The organism is Methylobacterium ajmalii (assembly GCF_036448855.1).
GTDB lineage: Bacteria > Pseudomonadota > Alphaproteobacteria > Rhizobiales > Beijerinckiaceae > Methylobacterium > Methylobacterium ajmalii.
Window position 1 is genome coordinate 1 of the sequence record NZ_JAZFXT010000005.1, and the last position, 20,612, is coordinate 20,612.

Annotated in this window: 22 protein-coding genes and 2 pseudogenes; 18 read left to right on the forward strand and 6 right to left on the reverse strand. The window is 70.3% G+C overall.

The window, feature by feature from the left end:
• Positions 1-386: 386 nt before the first annotated feature.
• Entirely contained in the window at positions 387-1,508 is a 1,122-nt protein-coding gene (locus V3T34_RS01405; protein WP_305078877.1) for a nickel/cobalt efflux transporter, read from the reverse strand.
• Positions 1,509-1,521: 13 nt separating this feature from the next.
• The gene (locus tag V3T34_RS01410; RefSeq protein ID WP_305078878.1) at positions 1,522-1,800 is read right to left on the reverse strand and encodes a metal/formaldehyde-sensitive transcriptional repressor; all 279 of its coding nucleotides are present in this window, start codon (positions 1,798-1,800) and stop codon (positions 1,522-1,524) included.
• Between the two features lie 87 nt (positions 1,801-1,887).
• Between V3T34_RS01410 and V3T34_RS01415 the strand changes: the two are divergent.
• Positions 1,888-2,028, forward strand: a pseudogene (locus tag V3T34_RS01415) (DUF1289 domain-containing protein); the annotation flags it as partial.
• 100 nt (positions 2,029-2,128) lie between these two features.
• Positions 2,129-2,500: pseudogene (locus tag V3T34_RS01420) on the forward strand (YnfA family protein).
• Here V3T34_RS01420 and V3T34_RS01425 read toward each other — a convergent pair.
• Both V3T34_RS01425 and V3T34_RS01430 read right to left on the reverse strand, forming a co-directional pair.
• Positions 2,497-3,462: an IS481 family transposase gene (locus tag V3T34_RS01425; protein WP_305078879.1), complete on the reverse strand. Its 966-nt coding sequence runs from the start codon at positions 3,460-3,462 to the stop codon at positions 2,497-2,499. The pseudogene V3T34_RS01420 and the gene V3T34_RS01425 overlap by 4 nt on opposite strands.
• Positions 3,463-3,544: 82 nt before the next feature.
• On the reverse strand, positions 3,545-3,964 hold the full coding sequence (locus V3T34_RS01430; protein WP_060850460.1) for a MerR family transcriptional regulator: 420 nt from the start codon (positions 3,962-3,964) through the stop codon (positions 3,545-3,547).
• A 66-nt stretch (positions 3,965-4,030) separates the two neighbouring features.
• Here V3T34_RS01430 and V3T34_RS01435 point away from each other — a divergent pair, with 66 nt between their 5' ends.
• From V3T34_RS01435 to V3T34_RS01460, 6 genes are all read left to right on the forward strand, one after another.
• Positions 4,031-4,780: a cation efflux transmembrane domain-containing protein gene (locus V3T34_RS01435; protein WP_305078880.1), complete on the forward strand. Its 750-nt coding sequence runs from the start codon at positions 4,031-4,033 to the stop codon at positions 4,778-4,780.
• Between the two features lie 47 nt (positions 4,781-4,827).
• Positions 4,828-5,814: a cation diffusion facilitator family transporter gene (locus V3T34_RS01440; RefSeq protein ID WP_305078881.1), complete on the forward strand. Its 987-nt coding sequence runs from the start codon at positions 4,828-4,830 to the stop codon at positions 5,812-5,814.
• A gap of 7 nt (positions 5,815-5,821) precedes the next feature.
• Positions 5,822-6,508 carry a ZIP family metal transporter gene (locus V3T34_RS01445; RefSeq protein ID WP_305078882.1) on the forward strand — a complete coding sequence of 229 codons (687 nt, stop codon included), beginning with the start codon at positions 5,822-5,824 and terminating at the stop codon, positions 6,506-6,508.
• A 12-nt stretch (positions 6,509-6,520) separates the two neighbouring features.
• Positions 6,521-7,267 (forward strand): response regulator transcription factor, encoded by a 747-nt coding sequence (locus tag V3T34_RS01450; RefSeq protein ID WP_305078883.1) that lies wholly within the window; start codon positions 6,521-6,523, stop codon positions 7,265-7,267.
• The gene (locus V3T34_RS01455) at positions 7,264-8,598 is read left to right on the forward strand and encodes an ATP-binding protein (protein ID WP_305078884.1); all 1,335 of its coding nucleotides are present in this window, start codon (positions 7,264-7,266) and stop codon (positions 8,596-8,598) included. Before V3T34_RS01450 ends, V3T34_RS01455 begins: the two co-directional genes overlap by 4 nt.
• A 99-nt stretch (positions 8,599-8,697) precedes the next feature.
• Positions 8,698-8,961 carry a hypothetical protein gene (locus V3T34_RS01460; protein ID WP_305078885.1) on the forward strand — a complete coding sequence of 88 codons (264 nt, stop codon included), beginning with the start codon at positions 8,698-8,700 and terminating at the stop codon, positions 8,959-8,961.
• A gap of 213 nt (positions 8,962-9,174) precedes the next feature.
• Here the strand turns inward: V3T34_RS01460 and V3T34_RS01465 are convergent, their stop codons facing one another.
• Entirely contained in the window at positions 9,175-9,414 is a 240-nt protein-coding gene (locus tag V3T34_RS01465) for a hypothetical protein (RefSeq protein WP_007563942.1), read from the reverse strand.
• Between the two features lie 173 nt (positions 9,415-9,587).
• Positions 9,588-9,824 (reverse strand): hypothetical protein, encoded by a 237-nt coding sequence (locus V3T34_RS01470; RefSeq protein WP_305078886.1) that lies wholly within the window; start codon positions 9,822-9,824, stop codon positions 9,588-9,590.
• A 230-nt stretch (positions 9,825-10,054) separates the two neighbouring features.
• Here V3T34_RS01470 and V3T34_RS01475 point away from each other — a divergent pair, with 230 nt between their 5' ends.
• The 10 genes from V3T34_RS01475 (at position 10,055) to V3T34_RS01520 (ending at position 20,588) form a co-directional block, all read left to right on the forward strand.
• A complete protein-coding gene (locus V3T34_RS01475; protein ID WP_305078887.1) occupies positions 10,055-10,426 on the forward strand; it encodes a hypothetical protein in 372 nt (123 codons plus the stop codon).
• Positions 10,427-10,546: 120 nt separating this feature from the next.
• Positions 10,547-11,899 carry an efflux RND transporter periplasmic adaptor subunit gene (locus V3T34_RS01480; protein ID WP_305078888.1) on the forward strand — a complete coding sequence of 451 codons (1,353 nt, stop codon included), beginning with the start codon at positions 10,547-10,549 and terminating at the stop codon, positions 11,897-11,899.
• Positions 11,900-11,910: 11 nt separating this feature from the next.
• Positions 11,911-15,159, forward strand: coding sequence for an efflux RND transporter permease subunit (locus tag V3T34_RS01485; RefSeq protein ID WP_305078889.1), 3,249 nt, complete (start codon positions 11,911-11,913; stop codon positions 15,157-15,159).
• Between the two features lie 5 nt (positions 15,160-15,164).
• On the forward strand, positions 15,165-15,722 hold the full coding sequence (locus tag V3T34_RS01490; protein WP_007563933.1) for a hypothetical protein: 558 nt from the start codon (positions 15,165-15,167) through the stop codon (positions 15,720-15,722).
• 40 nt (positions 15,723-15,762) lie between these two features.
• Entirely contained in the window at positions 15,763-16,704 is a 942-nt protein-coding gene (locus V3T34_RS01495) for a cation diffusion facilitator family transporter (protein ID WP_305078890.1), read from the forward strand.
• Positions 16,705-16,929: 225 nt separating this feature from the next.
• A complete protein-coding gene (locus V3T34_RS01500; protein ID WP_305078891.1) occupies positions 16,930-17,208 on the forward strand; it encodes a hypothetical protein in 279 nt (92 codons plus the stop codon).
• Positions 17,209-17,392: 184 nt separating this feature from the next.
• A complete protein-coding gene (locus V3T34_RS01505) occupies positions 17,393-18,001 on the forward strand; it encodes an MFS transporter (protein WP_305078892.1) in 609 nt (202 codons plus the stop codon).
• Between the two features lie 130 nt (positions 18,002-18,131).
• Positions 18,132-18,569: an EamA family transporter gene (locus tag V3T34_RS01510; protein ID WP_007563925.1), complete on the forward strand. Its 438-nt coding sequence runs from the start codon at positions 18,132-18,134 to the stop codon at positions 18,567-18,569.
• Positions 18,570-18,636: 67 nt separating this feature from the next.
• Entirely contained in the window at positions 18,637-19,296 is a 660-nt protein-coding gene (locus V3T34_RS01515; RefSeq protein ID WP_305078893.1) for a response regulator transcription factor, read from the forward strand.
• The gene (locus V3T34_RS01520) at positions 19,293-20,588 is read left to right on the forward strand and encodes a sensor histidine kinase (protein ID WP_305078894.1); all 1,296 of its coding nucleotides are present in this window, start codon (positions 19,293-19,295) and stop codon (positions 20,586-20,588) included. Before V3T34_RS01515 ends, V3T34_RS01520 begins: the two co-directional genes overlap by 4 nt.
• The last annotated feature ends 24 nt before the right edge of the window (positions 20,589-20,612 follow it).

The following is a 20,612-nucleotide window of genomic DNA, read 5'->3' on the forward strand; positions in this document are numbered from 1 at the left end:
CGAGCACGCGCACCCCGACCTCGACCCCGGCCATCCGCACCTGGACGGCGTCGGGACGCGCCGGCATGCCCACGCCTTCGTCATCGACGACCTGCACCAACGCTGGCCCGCGGCCCGGCCGGGTTGAACCGAGCCGGATGTTCGTCGGGCGCTTCCGTCACGAGGCCGTGGATGCCACGCGCCGCCGGAACCCCGCCATGCGGGTCTTCGCGGTGGCAGCCCGGTGAGTCCGTCGGCTTGCCCCACGCGTCAGGAGGCTCGACCGGTTCGCTCCGAGCGGGCAGCCGCGTCCATCTCGGCCACATCCGCCGATGCACCGGCGCCTCGACGGCTGTGGGCTTTCGCGGCGAGGACCGCCGGGGCGACCAAGCCCGCCGGGACCGCGCTTACGATGGGCTGACCGATGGGACGATCCCGGCCGCGTGCGCCGCGGGGTCGGGATGGATGCCCTGCCAGCCAAGCCAGCCGGTGTAGAGGCCGACGAGCACGATCAGGGCTGCCGAGGCGTAGGGCGCCCGACGGGCGAAGGCACCGAATCCGGACCACCGCGACGCGACGTGCTTGACGCTGAGGGCAGCCAGCACCCCGGCCGAGACCATCGTGAGCGCGAGGCCGATGCTGAAGCAGACGACCAGCGCGAAGCCGAGGCTGAACTGCTTGAGCTGGATGCACAGGAGCAGGACGGTGATGGCGGCCGGGCACGGGATCAGGCCGCCGGTCAGCCCGAACAGCACGATCTGTCCAGTCGTCACCTGACGCCCGGCGAAGCGTCGCCGGATGTCCTCCGCATGCGCCCGGGCATGGGCGTCGTCCTCGTCGCCCAGGTTCATGTGACCGTGGTCGTGATCCTGCTCCTCGAACGCGACCTCGTGGGTTTCCGCACCCGCGGGCCCGTCAAGGCGCAGTCGCGCCGTGAAGGCGTGCGGCTCGGGGATCTCCTCCAGGCTCTCCAGGAAGTCGCCCCCATCGGCGAAGGCGAACGTCTGCCGCCCGCCGTCCGGACGGACCGTCTCGACGGTGACCGCACCCGGCGCGGGCAGCGGACCCGTCCCGGCCCGGAGGCGCCAGCGCGGCGGCACGCCGTCCTCGTACACCTCCAGCGTCAACCGGCCGTCGCCGGTCACGACGTGCCGGTGCTCGCCATGGTGATGGTGACCGTGGTGCTGCTCGCGCCAGGTCCGCCACGCCATCCAGAGCGCGATGCCGACGATGAGCACCGCCGACGCCAGCTGGAAGTACGGCTCGGCCGTCTCGCCACCCCATTCCTGGCCGAGATACTGTCCGCCCAGCGCGATCACCCAGACGACCGCGGTGTGCGAGAGCGTCGCCGCCAGCCCGAGCAGGACCGCCTGCGTGACCGTGCCCCGGACCGCGATGATGAAGGCGGCCATCATCGTCTTCGAATGGCCGGGCTCCAGGCCGTGCAGGGCGCCGAGCAGGATGGCGCTCGGCACGAACAGCCAGGCATGCGCGGTCCCCTGCTGCAGCAGGTCGGCGAACGGGGTCATGGGGCGGCTCTCGTCATTTGAGGTAGGTCCGCACCACCTCGATCAGCTCGGCGGCGCCCCGGGCGCGCTCGGCGTCCGGCTCGGCGTCCGGGTTCACGACGTGGTGGCGGATGTGGTCTTCCATCAGCTCGGCGGTCAGCCCGTTGATCGCCCCGCGCATCGAGGCGACCAGCATCAGCACGTCGGCGCAGCCGTGCTCGGCCTCCAGGGCCCGTTCGACCGCCTCCGTCTGTCCCTTGATCCGGCGCACCCGCGCCAGCAGCTTGGTCCTGTCCTTGATCGTGTGAGCCATGAATGGCGTCCTCGTCCTCGCAATACATAGGGGGGTACCCTATCTGTGTCCAGCGACCGATGCGTCGCGTGGCGGGGAGGCCCTAGCATGAGGAAGGACGACCCCTGCACCGGGGTTTGCCAGTGGGACGGGCGTACCGGCTGGTGCCTCGGCTGCGGCCGCACGGTCCCGGAGATCCGCGCATGGCGGAAGATGACGCCCTATCGGAAGACTGCCGTCGCGCGCGAGCTCCCGCGTCGGGTACACCAAATTGCGGTCACGCACGCCGAGGCCGATCCGGCGAAAGACCGGGCCGATGCGCGATGGCCAGTACTGGCGACGCCTGCCGCTGTCACCGTTTGGCGGCGCGTACGGGCCATGCGCACAAGCACCCAGGTTCACCTATCCCGCCTTTGCAGCGGCCGCCCTGGCCAAGATCGCCGGCTGCTTCGCCTCCTGGGCGTGGCTGCGCCTCGACAAGTCCCCATGGTGGCTCATCCCGGGCATGGCCTCGCTCGCGCTGTTCGCCTACCTGCTGACCTTCGTGGAGACCGAGGCGGCGGGGCGCGCCTACGCGGCCTACGGCGGCATCTAAATCGTCGCCGCCATCCTCTGGCTATGGGGCTTCGAGGGCCACCGACCCGACCGATGGGACGTCATCGGCGGTTTGGTGTGCCTGGTGGGAAGCTGCCTAATCCTGTTCGCGCCCCGGGGAGCCTAGGTGTATGGTCCCGGGATGTGGTGTGACGGATCGAGCCTGAAACGTTCGGGCTCTTTCGTCCAGGCCTGAAGCACATGCTCGTAGGGGGTGAGCCCGCGCAGGGTCTTCAGCCGACGGGCATGGTTGTAGGCGTCCACGAACAGCTGCAGGTGCACGCGGAGCTGTTCGTGGGTCTCGTAATGGTAGCGCTTGACGGTCGCGTCCTTGATGGTGCGGTTCATCCGCTCGACCTGACCGTTGGTCCAGGGATGGTTGGGCTTGGTCAGGCGATGCTCGATGCCGTGCTCGTGGCAGACGCGATCGAACATGTGCCGGCTGTAGAGGGCTGTCGGGCCTGAGCGGTTGCGCGGGGCATGGCAGAACTGCACCCCGTTGTCGGTCAGCACCGTGTGGATCTTGTACGGCACGAACGCGACCAGTGCGCGGAGGAAGTCGGATGCTGTGTACCGATTGGCCTCCGCCTCCAGCTTAGCGAAGGCCAGCTTCGAGGTTCGGTCGATGGCCACGAACAGGTAGAGCTTGCCCTGTTCTGTCCTGACCTCTGCAATGTCGATGTGCATGTAGCCGATGGCGTACTCGGCAAAGCGCTTCTTCTTGGGCTTGTCACCTTCCATCTCTGGCAGGCGGCTGATGCCGTGCCTCTCCAGACAGCGATGCAACGACGAGCGGGTCAGGTGCGGGATCGTGGGCTGGAGGCCGTAGAGGCAGTCGTCCAGCGGCAACAGGGTATGGCGCCGGAAGGCCACGACGACCGCCTCCTCCTCTGGGGTCAGGACCGTCGAGCGCGGCTCTTTCGGCCCCATGGCGGCATCGGCCGTCGTCTGCCGCGCCCGCCACTTCTGGATCGTCGTCGGGCTGACGCCGTAGCGTCTGGCAGCGGCCCTCACACTCTCTTGACGTAGCTGGATCGCGCGACGGACCGCCTCCGTCGTGCGGGCGCTGCCGTGGAGAACTTGGCCCATAGCGCATCCCTCGCAGCATGATGGTCAACCGTATCACCACACCGCGGGATCAAACACCTAGGCGGCCCACCAGGGCAAGCCGTCAATGGCGGTCGTCGACGCAAAGGCCGTGGTCCGAGAGCACTTCGATGACCCGACACTCGCCGACGCGCCCATGGCCGCATTCCCCGATCATGCGCGACAGTTCGGCCTTCAGCGCGGTGAGCCGCGCGATCCGGCGCTCGACCCCGACGAGGTGGCGCCGGGCGATCCCATCCACCTCGGCACACGGGCGGTCAGGCTGCGCGACGAGCGCCAACAACTCCCGTATGGCCTCTATCCCGAATCCAAGCTCGCGTGCGTGCCGGATGAAGGCCAGCCGCTCGACGTCCGCCTGCCCATAGCGGCGGCGGCCGCCATCCGTCCGCGGCGCCGGCGGCAGCAAACCCACCTGCTCGTAGTAGCGCACGGTCGGGACCAGCACGCCGGCTCGCCGCGACAGCTCGCCTATCGGGAAATCCATTCTCGGCCTTGCTCCTCTAGCCGCTAGAGGAAGTAGGAGCTTCCGATGTTTCCAGAAGGAGGGACCATGGCCGACCACTGCTGCGGCACGGGCCACGACCACAAGGCGCACCAGGCACCCCACTCACCGGACGTGGAACCGGCCCGGTCCGACGCCAACGGCGACGCCGGAGGCACCTGCGCCTGCTCGGGCGGCGTGCCGGTCTTCGACGGGGTCGACCTGCGCTACAAGCGCGTGCTGTGGACGGTCATCGCCGTCAACGGCGCCATGTTCCTGACCGAGATGGCCGCCGGGCACCTCGCCGGCTCGCAGGCGCTACAGGCCGACGCCCTCGACTTCCTGGGCGACACGGTCACCTACGGCCTGAGCCTCGCGGTCATCGGAGCGTCCCTCAGGGCTCGGGCCACGGCGGCGCTCGCCAAGGGGCTGTCCCTAAGCGTGATGGCGGTCTGGGTCTTCGGCTCGACTGCCTACCACGTCCTGGTGCTCGGGGTGCCCAAGGCCGAGGTCATGGGCGTCATCGGGCTGATGGCCCTGGCAGCCAACCTCGGCTCGGTACTGCTGCTGCGCCCCTACAAGGACGGCGACGCCAACGTGCGCTCGGTCTGGCTGTGCTCGCGCAACGACGCCATCGGCAACGTCGTGGTGATGGTGGCCGCGCTCGGTGTCTGGGGGTCCGCGTCGGCCTGGCCCGACCTCGCCGTCGCGGCGGTGATGGCCGGCATCTTCCTGACCTCGTCGGTGCAGATCCTGCGGCAGGCCTGGGCGGAGTATCGCGAAGGCGCCGTCACGACGCGAACCGCGGCGTCCGGATAAGGCGCGCACCGATCCGCGTACAGACCAAGACGGATACAGGGACGACCATGACATCACACGACGCACGCGCAGGACATGATCACGGATCGCATGACCACGACGGCGAGGCGGGTCACGACCATGCCGGGCATTCCCATGGGCCAGGGCACAGCCATGCCCCCGCAAGCTTCGGGACGGCATTCGCCATCGGCATCGCGCTCAACGTCGGCTTCGTGGCCGTCGAGGCGACCTACGGGGTCCTGGCGAACTCGGTGGCCCTTCTCGCCGATGCCGGCCACAACCTCTCGGACGTGCTCGGCCTCGTCGTGGCCTGGATCGCGACCGTGCTGGCCAAGCGGGCCCCGAGCGCGCGCTTTACCTATGGGATGAAGGGCTCGTCGATCCTGGCGGCCTTGTTCAACGCCGTGTTCCTGCTGGTCGCCGTCGGCGCCATCGCGTGGGAGGCGATCCAGAGGTTCGGCGAGCCCGTCCCGGTCGCCGGCAAGACCGTGATGGTCGTGGCCGCAATCGGCATCCTCGTGAACGGCATCACCGCCTGGCTGTTCGCCTCCGGGGCCAAAGGCGACATCAACATCCGAGGGGCGTTCCTGCACATGGCGGCCGACGCCGCCGTCTCGGCCGGGGTGGTCATCGCCGGCCTCGTGATCCTCTACACCGGATGGACGTGGCTCGATCCGGTGGTGAGCCTCGCCATCGTGGCCGTCATCGTCTGGAGCACCTGGGGGCTCCTGCGAGACAGCCTGACGCTGTCCCTCGCCGCCGTCCCGCCGGGTATCGACCCGGTCGCCGTCCGCCGCCACCTCGAAGGGCTGCCCGGCGTCGCGGCCCTGCACGACCTGCACATCTGGGCGATGAGCACCACGGAAACCTGCCTCACGGCGCACCTCCTCATGCCCGGCGGCCGTCCGGACGACGCCTTCCTGATGGCGGCGGCCACCGGCATCAGGGAGCGGTTCGGCATCGGCCACACGACCCTCCAGGTGGAGACGAGCGGGGCCACCGCCTGCGCCCTGGCTCCGGACCACGTGGTCTGAGCGCGGCATGCAAGCCTGGTCCTATACCCTGATCCCCGCCGCGGCCGCCGTCGTCGGCGCGGCGGTGGCGGTCAACCTGCGGCCGGGCCCCGTCCTGGTCAGCGCCATCCAGCACTTCGCCGCGGGCGTCGTCTTCGCGGCGGCCGCGGGCGAGATCCTGCCCGACCTCAAGCATGCCGGATCGCCCTGGGCCATGCTGGTCGGGGGCGCGCTCGGCGTCGCCGCGATGCTCCTCGTCCGCATCCTGGAGAAGCGGGTGAAGGGGCCGGCCGGGCTGATGTCGGTCACCGGCATCGACATACTGGTGGACGGCCTCGTCCTCGGCATCGCCTTCGCGGCCGGGGCGAAGGCCGGCATCCTGCTCACCGTCGCGCTGACCATCGAGGTGCTGTTCCTGGGCCTGACCGTGGCGAACGAGCTCGGCGAGGGCGGCGCGTCGAAGGGCAAGGTGGTCGGCCTGACGGCGGCCCTCGTGCTGCTGCTCCCGCTCGGAGCCCTGCTCGGCGGGCCCGTCGGCTCGCTGCCCGCCGCCGTCCAGGCCGGCTTCCTCTCCTTCGGCCTGATCGCCTTGCTGTACCTCGTGACCGAGGAACTCCTCGTCGAGGCGCACGAGACCGAGGACCGGCCCTGGGTGACGGCGATGTTCTTCGCGGGCTTCCTGCTGCTGCTCCTGCTCGACGGGATGATCGGCTAGGCTGGATCCGGAATGCTTGCCGCGGGCGAAACCAAGTCCCTCCCGGACGAGGCCCACATCCTCCTCGTCGAGGACGACGACGGCATGCGCGTGCTCGTCGGCCGCATCCTGCGGGAGAGCGGCTTCCGGGTCACGGGCTGCCGCGGCGGCGCCGAGATGTGGTCGCTCCTGCCCGACACGCCGGTCGACCTCATTCTCCTGGACGTCATGCTGCCGGGCGCGTCCGGGTTCGACCTGCTCAGGGCATTGCGGGCGAAGGGCACCGTCCCGGTCATCATGCTGAGCGCCCGCAACGAGGAGGCGGACCGGGTCCTCGGCCTGGAACTGGGCGCCGACGACTACGTCGCCAAGCCGTTCGGGCGCCCGGAACTCCTCGCCCGCATCCGGGCGGTGCTCCGCCGGTCGACCCTCGCGCCGGTGCCGAGCGCGGCGTCGCGGCCGGAATCCCTCGCCTTCGCCGGCTGGCGGCTCGACCTGCGCAGCCGCGCCCTGACCGATCCCGAAGGCGCCGCCGTCGACCTGTCGGGCGCCGAGCACGACCTGCTGCTGGTGTTCCTGGAACACCCGGGCCGGGTGCTCGGCCGCGAGCAGATCCTGGAGATGGGCCGCGGGCGGCTCGCCGCGCCGTCGGACCGCAGCGTCGACACGCTGGTCAGCCGGCTGCGGCGCAAGCTCGAACCGCCCGCGGGGACGGCCCCCGTCATCAAGACGGTGCGGGGCACCGGCTACATGCTGGCCGCCAAGGTCGAGCGGACATGAGGGGCGTCCTCGGCCTCGCCCGCAGCCTGGAGGGGCGCACCGTCGTCGTCCTGCTCCTGGCCGTGCTCCTCGTCCATGGCGGCGCGCTGGCGATCTACCGCCTCTCGGCGGCGGCCGCCGCCGACGAGGCCTTCGCCACCGAGGTCGCCCGCCAACTCGTCATCGCGCGCGAGGCCGTGTCGCGGCGCCCGCCGGAGGAGCGGGCCGACGAGGCCGAGGCCCTCTCGTCGAACCATTTCGAGATCGGCTGGGACGCCCCAGCGCCGGCTCGCCCCCCGGGGGCGACCGATCCCGCGCTCCAGGACCTGCGCGACCGCCTCCTCGCCCTCGAACCGGTCCTAGGGGCGGGGCTCGTCCTGAACCTGGAGGCGCCGGACGAGCCGCTCCACCGGCAGGACCTGCGCGGGATCATCCCGCTCCCGGACGGGAGCGCGCTGACCTTCCGGTCCGCGCACGCCCCGAGCCTCGTCCCCGTCGCGCCCTGGGCCTCGCTCGCCACCGCCATGGCCATCCTCGTCGGGGTGGCTGCGGTCGTCTTGATGCATCGGATCGCCGGCCCCTTGCGGGAGCTGACCCGGGCGACCGGACGGATCGGCCACGGCGCCCCCGTCAGGGTTCCCGAGATCGGTCCCGACGAGACCCGAGGTATCGGCCGTGCCCTCAACGCGATGCAGGAGCGCATCCACCGACTGGTCGGCGAGCGGACGCAGGCGCTCGCCGCCGTGTCCCACGACCTACGAACGCCCATCGCCCGGCTCCGCCTGCGCCTCGACCACGTAGAGGACCCGGCCGGGCGCCGCGCCATGGCCTCCGACCTCGACGACATGCAGGCAATGGTCGACGCGACGCTGGCCTACCTGGGGGGCGACGCCGACCCGGAGCCGCGGCAGGTCACCAACGTCGCGAGCATCCTGATGGGGGTCGCCGACGCCTCCGCGGATGCCGGCCGGGTGGTCGCATACGGAGGACCCGGCCGGGCCCTGGCGACGGTGCGCCCGGTCGCCTTCCGGCGGGCGGTGGAGAACCTCGTCGACAACGGCGTGCGCTACGGCGCGCGGGTGCGCATCGCCCTGGCGGCCGAGGAGACAGCGCTGGTCATGCGCATCGACGACGACGGGCCCGGCATCCCAGCATGCGACGTCGCCCGCGCCTTCGAGCCCTTCACCCGCCTGGAGGGGTCGCGCAACCGAAACACCGGCGGGACCGGACTCGGCCTGACCATCGCGCGGCGGGCCGTGGAAGCGGAGGGAGGCACGCTCATCCTGACCACGAGGCCGGAGGGCGGATTGCGGGCCGAGATCCGCGTGCCCCGGGCTGGGCGCGGCGGCTGACACACTTCGTCACGAACGCGGCGTCCCGAAGACAAACGGCTTGGCTATCTCGGTCTTCGAAGCGGCCGACGCGGTCGGCGCCGAACAGGAGACCGACAGATGAAGTGCACGCTCGCCGCCGTCCTCGCCGCCGGGATGCTGGCCGCGGCCACGGGGTCCGCCTTCGCCGTGGACGGCCACGGCAATGCCTCGAACCCCGAGCGCGCCGTCCCGAACACCGGTGGCGTGTCGGGCGGCCCGGCCCATCGCGACGACCCGCGCGTCAGCGAGGCCCGTGAGAAGCGGCCCGACGGCAAGCCGGCGCATTCGGACAACGACGGGCATGCCCACGGGCACAGCCACGACAAGCCCGGCAAGAAGTGAGCTCGCCGGGCAGGCCGCGGGGGCGGGAGGCGCGGACATGCGGATGCTGCCCCTGCTCGTCGTCTTCGCGCTCCTGGCCGCAGGGATCGGCTACGCGCTCGCCGAGCCTGCCCGGCACGTCGTTCACGATGCGCCGACCCCTCGCGCGTCGTGATGCGCCCGCACCGGCGCGAGCCGGTGCGGGCGACCTCTTCCCGACGCCGGGCGGCGACCTCAGTCGTCGAAGTCGTGATGGTGATGATGCCGTTCGAACCGACCCGGCCCGTAATCCTCGCGGCGCGGGTGATGGTGCCGGACCACGACGTCGTCATGGTTGCCGTGGCGGTAGACATCGACATGGTCGTGCGGCCGCCGCTCACCGTAGCCGTAGCCGCGCTCGTAATACTGGGCCGAGGCCGCGGCCGGCGCGAGGAGGATGGCCGCCGCCATCAAGCCTGCAAGGTGCCGTCGCATCGCTGTCTCCTCCGGGGATTCCTATTGCAGCGGTTTGCGCGGCGGCCGTTGAACAGGTTCTGAGACCGTCGTTCAGGAAGCCGTCACCCCAGGTTCGCCGACGTCCTCGAAACGCGAGGGGCCGGGCCGGACGTCGCCGCCCCCCGGCCCGGCCCCGTCGCGATGTCAGGCGCTCAGTGGCGGTGCTCTTCCACGACGGTCTTCTCGTGATGGTCGTCATGATGTTCGTGCACGACCGGCCGGTCGCGATGGTGCTCCTTGACGGTGGTGTGCGTATGGTCGACATCGCGGCGGTGGCCGTCGCCGTGAACCCCAACCCCGCCGGGGCCGACGTCCACGTGCTGGGCGAGCGCATCGATTGGCGCGAGGGCCAGGGCGGCCGCGGCGGCGGCGGCGAACATGATCTTCATCCAAGGATCTCCATGTTTCGTGGTCGGCCGGGAATGCGGGCCCCGGCGAAACCGCTCCCGGATTTTCCTCGCCCGGTATTCGTCTCGGCCGAGCGAGAAACGGCTTGGCCGCTTTCGCGTCGTGACCGCGGCTGACCTTGCATGGCGGCCACAAAATCTGTTCAGACCGGGTTGAAGAGGCCAGGACGATGCCTTGTCCGATCCGGGATAAATCGCGCATAAGGCCGGAGATGGGTTCAGGACGCGGGCATAGCCGCAGGTGGGCGGCACGGGGATGGTGGGCGTTCGCCGCACGCCTGCTCGCGCTCGCCCTCGCCCTGTCCCTCGTCGCGCCCGCCGCCGGCCTCGCCGCCGACGTCGCGTACCATGATGGCGGCGGCAGGCACGTCACGGAGATCGCGAGCATTAAGGCCGCGCCCGACACCGGCGCGACCGACCCCGGCATGGCCTGCCACCTCCATTGTGGCTGCCACCAGGCGGCACCCGCCGTGGCGGACTTCTCGGAGCCGGTCTTCGGGGTCGCCCGGCTGGCCTATGCGCACCTGAGCCAGACGGTTTCCTCCGTCTCGCCGGACCGCCTGCCGAGGCCCCCCCGCGCCTGAGGTGACGCCGCAGAGGCGCGTCCCGAACCCGGAGCCCGCGCTCCGGGCCACTCCTCACGCCACAGAAGCGGGACTGCCGCGTCCGTCCGAACGGCGCCCGATCCCGGCCGAGCAGGTCTCATGCGCATCCTCATCACCGCGGTCCTCGTGGCCGCCGGCATCGTTGTCGGCGCCGCCGTCCCCGCCGTATCCGCGTTCGTCCGCGGCCTCCTGACATCGGCCGGGCTGCCGCCGGCCATCCTCACCTTCGCCGCCGGCCCGCCCCCTGGCGGGAAGGCGCCGAAGGACGAGGCCGACCATGCCGAAGGCGACCGCCACGGCCACGGCAAGGCCGCCGCGCCGAAGGCCGAGGGAGCCCACGCTCACGGCGAGCACGAGCATTCCGAGGCGGAGGGCGAGGAAGGCCACGTCAAGATGACGGCCGAGCAGGTCGAGGGGCAGGACATCGGCGTCGCCAAGGCCGAGGGCGGGACGCTCTCGCGACACGTCCTGGTGCCCGGCACCATCACGCCCGACACCGACCGGATCGCCCGCGTCCCCGCCCGCGTCGTCGGCACGGTGTCCGAGATGCGCAAGCGCCTGGGCGACGACGTCAGGAAGGGCGAGGTGGTCGCCCTCCTCGACAGCCGGGAAGTCGCCGACGCCAAGAGCGAGTACCTCACCGCGATGGTCCAGTCCGACCTCCAGAAGATCAACTTCGAGCGCCAGCAGAAACTCTTGGCGTCGGCGGCGGCATCCCAGGCGGCGTTCGACAACGCCAAGGCCGTGTTCCAGGAGAACCAGCTGCGCGTCGACCTCGCCCGCCAGAAGCTCTCGGCGCTGGGCCTGAACGCCGCCGAGGTCGCCGCCGCGCAGAAACGCGACGAGGCGACGCCGAACGCCTCGACGCTGCGCCAGTACGAGCTGCGGGCGCCCATCGCCGGCCGCATCGTGGAGCGCAAGGTCGATGTCGGCACGGCGGTGGGCAAGGAGGGCGACCCGGCCGACGTCTACACCGTCGCCGACCTCTCGACCGTCTGGATCGAGCTCGCGGTCCCCACCTCCGACCTCGCCGAGGTCCGGGAGGGCGCGCGGGTCACCGTGAACCGCGGCGGCCGCAGCGAGCAGGGCAAGGTGGTGTTCGTCAGCCCGCTGCTGAACGCCGACACCCGGTCCGCCAGGGTCGTGGTCTCGCTGCCCAACAAGGACATGGCCTGGAGGCCCGGCACCTACGTCACCGCCGAGGTCGAGACCGCGACGGACCAAGTGCCGGTGCGGGTCGCCAAGTCGGCGCTCCAGACCGTCGAGGGTAAGCGCGTCGTCTTCGTGCGCACGGACGAGGGCTTCGAGAAGCGCGAGGTCGAGCTCGGGCGCTCCGACGACGACGGCTTCGAGGTCGTCTCGGGCCTCAAGCCCGGCGAGACCATCGCGGTGGCCAACACCTTCCTCCTCAAGGCCGAGCTCGGGAAGAGCGAAGCCGACCACGACCATTGAGGAAGCCCGACATGATCAGCCGCATCCTCGACTTCTCCGTGCACCAGCGCTGGCTGGTTCTGCTCCTATCGCTGCTGGCCGCCGGCTTCGGCGGCTACTCGGTCACCAAGCTGCCGATAGACGCGGTGCCCGACATCACCAACAACCAGGTGCAGATCAACACGACGGCGCCGTCGCTCTCGCCCGTCGACATCGAGAAGCAGGTCACCTACCCGGTCGAGACCGCGCTCGCGGGCATCAAGGGGCTCGAATACACCCGCTCGCTCTCGCGCAACGGCTTCTCGCAGGTCACCGCGGTCTTCGCGGAGAAGCTCGACATCTACTTCGCCCGCCAGCAGGTCGCCGAGCGCCTCGCGCAGGTGAGGCGGGACCTGCCGCCCGGCACCGAGCCCAGCATGGGGCCGATCTCGACCGGGCTGGGCGAGATCTACATGTGGTCGATCCATTACGCGAAGCCCGGCGAGCGCACGGTCTCGAAGGCGGGCAAGCCCGGCTGGCAGCCCGATGGCAGCTACCTGACCCCCGAGGGCCAGCGCCTGAAGACCGAGCTGGAGCAGACCGCCTACCTGCGCACCGTCCAGGACTGGATCATCCGCCCCCTGGTCAAGACCGTGCCCGGCGTGGCCGGGGTCGACGGCATCGGCGGCTTCGAGAAGCAGTACCACGTCCAGCCCGACCCGACGCGGCTCGCGTCCCTCGATCTGTCCTTCTCGGACGTCGCCCGGGCGCTGGAGGCCAACAACGCCAACCAGGGCGCCCGCTACCTGGAGGACAACGGGGAGGGCTACGTCGTGCGCGCCGCCGGCCGCCTGGAGAGCATGGACGAGATCGGCGACGTGGTCGTCGCCACCCGGGGCGGCGTGCCGGTGCGGATCAAGGACATCGCCGAGGTCCGCATCGGGCGCGACCTGCGCACGGGCTCGGGCAGCGAGGACGGCCAGGAGGTCGTCGTCGGCACCGCCCTGATGCTGATCGGCGAGAACAGCCGCACGGTGGCGGCCGCGGTCGACGCGCGCATGGAACAGATCCGCAAGAGCCTGCCGCCCGGCGTCGAGGTCCAGACCGTCCTCGACCGGACCCGGCTCGTCGAGGCGACCGTGAAGACGGTGGTTAAGAACCTGTCCGAGGGCGCGGCTCTCGTCATCGTCATCCTGTTCCTGCTGCTCGGCAACATCCGGGCCGCCATCATCACGGCCCTGGTCATCCCGGTCGCCATGCTGATGACCATGACCGGCATGGTCGAGGCGAAGATCTCGGCCAACCTGATGAGCCTCGGCGCCCTCGATTTTGGGCTGATCGTCGACGGGGCGGTGATCATCACCGAGAACGCCCTGCGCCACCTCGCAGAGAAGCAGCAGGAGCTGGGCAGGGGGCTCGACACCGAGGAGCGCCTCCAGACGGTCCGCGCCTCGGCCGAGGAGATGATCAAGCCGTCGCTCTACGGGCAGGCGATCATCATCCTGGTCTACGTCCCGCTCCTGACCTTCACGGGGGTCGAGGGCAAGATGTTCGAGCCGATGGCGCTGACCGTGATCATCGCGCTCGTGGCGGCCTTCGTGCTGTCGCTGACCTTCGTGCCGGCGCTCATCGCCATCGTCATCACCGGCAAGGTCATGGAGAAGGACAACCTCATCATCCGGGCGCTCAAGGCCGCTTACCGCCCGGTGCTCGTCGCGGCGGTCCGGGCGCCGTTCGTCTTCGTCGGCGCGGCGCTCCTGCTGCTCGTCGGGGCGGGCATCCTGTTCACCCGCCTCGGGACCGAGTTCATCCCGCAGCTCGACGAGAAGAGCATCGCCCTCAACGCCACCCGAATCCCATCGACCTCCCTCACCCAGTCGCAGGCGATGCAGCTCAAGGTCGAGAAGGTGGTCTCGAAGTTCCCGCAGGTGGCCTACGTCTTCTCGAAGACCGGCACCGCTGAGGTCGCCTCCGACCCGATGCCGCCGAACTCCTCAGACACCTTCGTCATCCTGAAACCCCAGGAGGAGTGGCCCGAGCCGAGCCTGTCCAAGGCCGAGTTGCAGGAGCAGATCGAGAAGGCGGTCGGGGCGCTCGCCGGCAACGTCTACGAGCTCTCCCAGCCGATCCAGCTACGCTTCAACGAGCTGCTCGCCGGCACCCGGGGCGACCTCGCCGTGAAGGTGTTCGGCGACGAGTTCGAGCCGATGCTGAAGGCGGCCAACCAGGTCGCGGCGGTCCTGAAGGGCATCGACGGCGCCGAGGACGTCAAGGTCGAGCAGACGGCGGGCCTGCCGTTCCTGGAGATCAAGATCAACAAGGCCGAGGCGGCGCGCTACGGCCTGAGCACCGGGGCGATCCAGGAGGTCATCGGCGCGGCCATCGGGGGACGGGACGCCGGCGTCGTGTTCGAGGGCGACCGTCGCTTCCCCATCGTCGTGCGCCTGACCGACAAGGTCCGCGAGGACCGGGAGGCCCTGGAGAACATCCCGGTGCCGCTGCCGGCTGGCCCGAACGGCCGGGCGAGCTCGGTCCTGCTCAAGCAGGTGGCGAGCTTTTCGGTCACCGAGGGACCGAACCAGATCTCGCGCGAGAACGGCAAGCGGCGGGTCGTGGTCACGGCCAACGTGCGCGGGCGGGACATCGGCTCGCTCGTCGCGGAGGCGCAGGCGAAGGTTGGAAGCCAGGTGCAGCTGCCGCCAGGTTCCTACCTCACCTGGGGCGGGCAGTTCGAGAACCTCGCCTCGGCCAAGCGGCGGCTGATGGTGGTGGTACCGGTCTGCTTCTTCCTGATCTTCCTGTTGCTGTACTCGGCCCTGGGCTCGCCGCGGGACGCGCTGCTGGTGTTCAGCGCGGTGCCGCTTGCCCTCACCGGGGGCATCTTCGCGCTTTGGCTGCGCGGCATGCCGGTCTCGGTACCGGCGGCGGTCGGGTTCATCGCGCTCTCGGGCGTTGCGGTCCTCAACGGCCTCGTCATGCTGACCTTCATCAAGCAGCTCGTGGCGGAGGGCCGGCCGAAGCGCGAGGCCATCCTGGAGGGCGCCATGACCCGGTTGCGGCCGGTGGCGATGACGGCGCTGGTCGCCTCGCTCGGCTTCGTGCCCATGGCCATCGCCACCGAGACCGGCGCCGAGATCCAGCGGCCGCTCGCCACCGTGGTCATCGGTGGCCTGATCAGCGCCACCCTGCTGACCCTGATCGTGCTGCCGGCCCTGTACGCCCGGTTCGGCAAGGTTGTCGTCCCGAAGGTCGCGGAGCGGCCGCGGGAGCCGGGGCCACGACACCTCAAGGCGGCGGAGTAGACGAGATGCGACGCGTCCCGACCTGGTTGGCGGCTCCTTTCGCCTTCCTCGCGCTGACGGGTGCGGCTCCGGGCGCGGACGGAGGCGTCGGCGAGGCTCCGTTCGGCCTCGCGTGGGGGCCCGTCGCCGACGTGCCGCGCCCGCTCAAGGCCGACCGCGAGGCCAACCTGACCGCGCTGTACTACCCGCGTGGCTGGCGGCCGGCCGTCGGGTCGGCAACGGCCGAGGTCGTGCTGGTGGTCTGCCGCGAGGAGGGCCTGCAGGAGGTCGTCTGGGTGGGGCTCCCCCTGGCGGGCGAGGAACTCGCGCGCGTGCGCCGCGCCATCCACGACGAAGGGGTGCGCCGCTACGGCGAGCCGACCCCGGGGCCATCGGCCGATTCCGAGCTCTGGCCCGGCGGTCGGGCTCTCCTGGCCAGCCGCGAGGCTCCGGACGGGCGGCACGAGCTCGTCATGGCGGCGTTCGGTCCCGGCTACGCGGCCTGCTCGGCCGCCCACCTCGCCGCGACCGGACACCCCGCCGGCGCGCACGTGGCCGAGCTCATCGGCTCCTCCGGCCCCTGAGGCGGCCGGTCCGGGACGGCAACGAAAGACTGGGAGCGACATGGGACACGGACACGCGCACGGCGGCGGCCACGGGCATTCGCACGGCGGCGGCATACCCGCGGGCTCGGCGGCGGGCAGGAACAAGGGGCGCCTCGCCTGGGCGCTCGCCCTGACGCTGACCTACATGGCCGCGGAGGTCGTCGGCGGCCTGCTCACCGGCAGCCTCGCGCTGCTGGCCGATGCCGCCCACATGGTCACGGATGCCGGGGGCCTCGCGCTGTCGCTGCTCGCCATCCACTACGCGGCCAAGGCGCCGTCGCCGGGCAAGAGCTTCGGCTACATGCGCTTCGAGATCCTGGCGGCCCTCGCCAACGCCGTCGTGCTGCTCGGGGTGACGGCCTACATCCTGTACGAGGCCTACCGGCGCTTCTTCGAGCCGACCGAGATACTCGGCTGGCCGATGATGCTGGTCGCGTTCGTCGGCCTCGGGGTGAACCTCGCCAGCATGAGGCTCCTCGCGGGAGGATCGTCGGAAAGCCTCAACGTCAAGGGCGCCTACTTCGAGGTCTTCTCCGACATGCTGGGTTCGGTCGGCGTCATCGCCGCGGCCCTCGTGGTGATGGCGACGGGCTGGCGATGGGTCGATCCGCTGGTCGGCGCCGGCATCGGCCTGTTCATCGTGCCGCGCACCTGGCGCCTGTTGAGCGAGGCGCTTCACATCCTGCTGGAGGGAACGCCTCCGGGTGTCGATCTTGCCGCGCTACGAACGGAGATCGAGGCGATGCCTGGCGTGCGGCGCGCCTACGACCTTCATGCCTGGACGCTGACCTCCGGCTTCGACGCGATGAGCGGCCACGTAGTCATGGACGACGTCGCCGCCGGACCCAACGTCATCCGCGCGGTCCGGCGTCTGGTGAAGGAGCGACACGGCATCGAGCACGTCACCGTCCAGGTCGAGGACGAGGCGCTTTCGGCCGAGGCCGCGCGCCTGCCCGTGTGACGGCGAGCATCCGGCATGAGCAAGAAATCGGCGCGGCTGCAGACCGAGTGGGCGCCAAATCCTCGGCGCAAGCGACGGGTCAGGCCATACGTCCGCAAAGCCGCGGATCGAATGATGATAGCGATCTGTATCGGATTGCCTCTGGCCGTATTGTTTCTCCAATACTTCAAGCACCTCATGAAGTGACTCCTGAGTAATGATGCTTGACTATGCAAGGTGTTTTCGATGAATGATCTACAAGCGCACCATTTTGCCGTAACGACAACGGCGATGCTTGCGGTTCTGAGAACATCGACCATCGCCATGATGACCCTTCTCATGCAAAAACTTTCAGCACCTGAATGGGAAGAGGTTTTCGCAGAGATCGCGGCGACAATCGGTGAGTTGCCCCCGGATTATTCCCAGGCAAGCCCCGTGGGGACCAAGTTCTACGAAGAGGTGGTGGCCGAGGCGCCGGCGCTCGCGAAGGCATTCGTCCAAGATTTGCGTAGATCTCTTGGTTGAAATCCGATGAGACCATTTATCAGTTATCGAGTGTTGGTGACGGAGAGCAGAGGTCCCGCGGACCTGACGCGCCTGTCGCCTTTTCTGTGCTCGGTGCCCGGCCCGTCACTGAGGCTTAGGCGTCTCCGTATCGAGTGCCAACTGGGCATGGCGGATCTTCCTGGCGACACCGCGCCTGCGCGGGTTGCTCGCCCTGAATTTCGCCGTCGCGGCGGCCGGCGCCATGGTCATCGTCAATACCGTGGTAATCGTCCAGGCCCTGCTCGGACGCCCCCAGCACGACGTCGCCCTTGCCCTTGGACCCTTCGGCGCGGGCTCGATGGCCGCCGCCCTGGTCCTACCGCGGGTCCTGGACCGCCTGTCCGACAGGGGTGTGATGCTGCCGTCCGCGGCCTTCCTCGGAGTCGTCCTCGTCGGGGTCGCTGCCCTGACCTGGTACGGGGCCATCGGCTGGCCGGTACTGCTCGGGACCTGGCTCGTCCTTCGGATCGGCTACTCCGCCGCCCAGTTCGCGCTCTCGCACGCGTCGTGGCTCCTCACTTACCCGCTGGCGGGCTGCCTCGGCGCCGCCGTCGGGATGCCCGCGACCCTGGCGGCACTCGGCGCCCTGACCGTCGCGGGCGTCGCGGCGGCGGCCATGCTTTGGCCTGCATCCGACCCGGACGTCGTCGCACATGCCCACGCGGACCTCGACCCGTCCCACCCCCACGTGCGGGGGATCGGTCAGGGCCGGCACGAGCATGCTTTCGTCATCGACGACCTGCATCGGCAATGGCTGTCCAGGGCGAATTAGGAACCACACGGCGAGCGTTGGAACGGCGACGCTCAGGGGGGGCGTCGGGTGCCGGACATCCCTCATCCGATGGTCTGTCGGGGGCCGTGAGGATTGCGTCGCGGCAGGTCCGCATCGAGGGGAACACGGCATGAGAACGTTGCTCGGATCCTGGCAGCTGTGGGCGCTGCTTTCTGCCGCCTTCGCGGCGTTGACCGCGATCTTCGCCAAGGTCGGCATCGAGAACGTCAATTCCGACTTCGCCACCTTCATCCGCACGGTCGTCATACTCTGCGCCCTCGGCGCCATCCTGGTCGGCACGGGCCAGTGGGTACCGGTCGGGTCGGTCTCGGCCAGGACCTACGTGTTCCTGGTGCTCTCGGGCCTCGCCACCGGCGGCTCATGGATCTGCTACTTCCGCGCCCTCAAGCTCGGCGAGGCCAGCCGCGTGGCCCCGGTCGACAAGCTCAGCGTCGTGCTGGTGGCCGTCTTCGGGGTTGTCTTCCTCGGAGAACGTCTATCTCCGCCGAATTGGCTCGGCGTCGCCCTCATCGCCGCCGGGGCCGTGCTCGTCGCCTATCGAGGATGAAGCCGGCGGGAAGGGATGCGTCGCGGCGCAGTCCAGGGCGAGGGCTCGAAACCGGACGGACCGACCGATGCGCGTGCTGTTGATCGAGGACGACCGGATGATCGGCGAAGGGCTGTCGAACGGCCTCTCGGCCGAGGGCTATTCCGTCGATTGGGTCCGCGACGGCGCCGAGGCCGAGACCGCCTTGCTCAACGGCGGCCACGCGCTCGCGCTGCTCGACCTCGGCCTGCCTGGCGGGGACGGCCTGCGGGTCCTCCGCTCCGCCCGGGCGGCCGGGATCGACACGTCGGTGCTCATCATCACGGCGCGGGACGGCCTCGAAAGCCGCGTCGCAGGCCTCGACCTCGGGGCGGACGACTACCTGGTGAAGCCGTTCGAGACTCGCGAGCTGCTCGCCCGGATGCGGGCCATCCTGCGCCGTCGGGCCGGGCGGGCGAGCGCGCGGCTCGTGGCCGCCGAGACCGAACTCGACACGGAGAGCCATGTGCTATCCCACGCCGGGACCATCGCGGTCCTGTCGGCGCGCGAATACGCCCTCATGCACGCGCTCATGGAGCGACCGGGGCGCATCCTCTCTCGGGCGCAGATCGAGGAACGCATCTACGGGTGGGGCGAGGAGGTCGAGAGCAACGCGGTGGACGCCTTGATCCTCACGGTCCGCCGCAAGGTCGGCAAGGGCGTGATCCTCAACGTCCGCGGCGCAGGCTGGATGGTGCCCAAGCCATGAGGGCCGCCTCCCTGCGCCGCACGACGCTCGGCTGGATGACCGCCCTGCTTGCCGGAATCGGCTTGGCCGCGATGGTCGCGGCTTATGCCCTCGCGCGGATCGAGGCGGCCGATTTCCTCGACGGGCAGTTGCGGCAAGTCGCTCTCAACGCCGGTCCCGGGCTAACGGACGCGGACGCGCCGCCCGCCGCCGACCAGGACCCGGAGGACCAACTCGCCGTCACCATCTGGAAGGACGGGCAGGTCCTGCGCGACGACCGCGGCGTCGACGTCCGCCACCCCGGCCGCACGGGATACGCGAACGTCGTCATGGGCGGCGAGCTCTGGCGCACCTACACGACCGCCAACGGCACAACGACGGTCCGGGTCGCCCAGCGCGACGTCGTGAGGGCGGAGTTCGCACGCAATGCGGCGCTTGGTGCCGTGGCCCCCCTGCTGCTCCTCGTCCCGCTGTCTTGGATCGTCGTCGGCTGGGCGATGAACCGGGCGCTCGGGCGGCTCGACGGCTTGGTGCATGACCTCGCCGGGCGCGGTGCCGCCGCCCAAGGCCCCCTGCCGACCCGCGGCGTGCCGACGGAGGTGGCGCCTCTCGTCGAGGCCATGAACGGGCTCATCCTGCGTCTACAAGCCGCTCTCGCCGCCCAGAAGCGGTTCGTCGCCGACGCCGCGCACGAACTGCGTACGCCGCTCGCCGCGATGCAGATCCAACTCGACTCCCTCGGCGGGCTGGCCGGTGGCGGGAGCTATGAGCGGCGTATGGCGCTGGCGGACGGCCTCCGGAGGGTGAACCGGCTGGTGGATCAACTGCTCCGTCTCGCCCGGCTCGACGACGGTGCCGAGGCCCGTCCTGCATCCGTCGACCTCGGCCAGCTCCTGCTCGATTGCGTCGCCGACCACGTCGTGGTCGCCCAGCGCAAGGACATCGACCTGGGCGTGCATATCGAGACACCCGCGACGCTTCACGCGTCGGAGGACGAGGTCCGCGTCCTGTTCGCCAACCTGGTCGACAACGCCCTGCGCTACACGCCGTCGGGAGGCCAGGTCGACGTCCGTCTGCTGAACCGGGACGGTGCGTGCGTCGTCACGGTTCGGGACACCGGCTGCGGGCTGCCGCCGGGAAGCGAGGGCCGCCTGTTCGAGCGCTTCTTCCGGGCCGCGCCACCGGATGTCGAAGGCACGGGGCTCGGGCTCGCCATCGCCCGCCGCATCGCGGAGCGCAACGACCTCGGCCTGACGGTCGAAAACCGACGTGACGGGCAGGGGACCCTCGCAACCGTCAGACTGCCGGCCTGAGGCCGAGCCCGCTGCTCCTCCGGA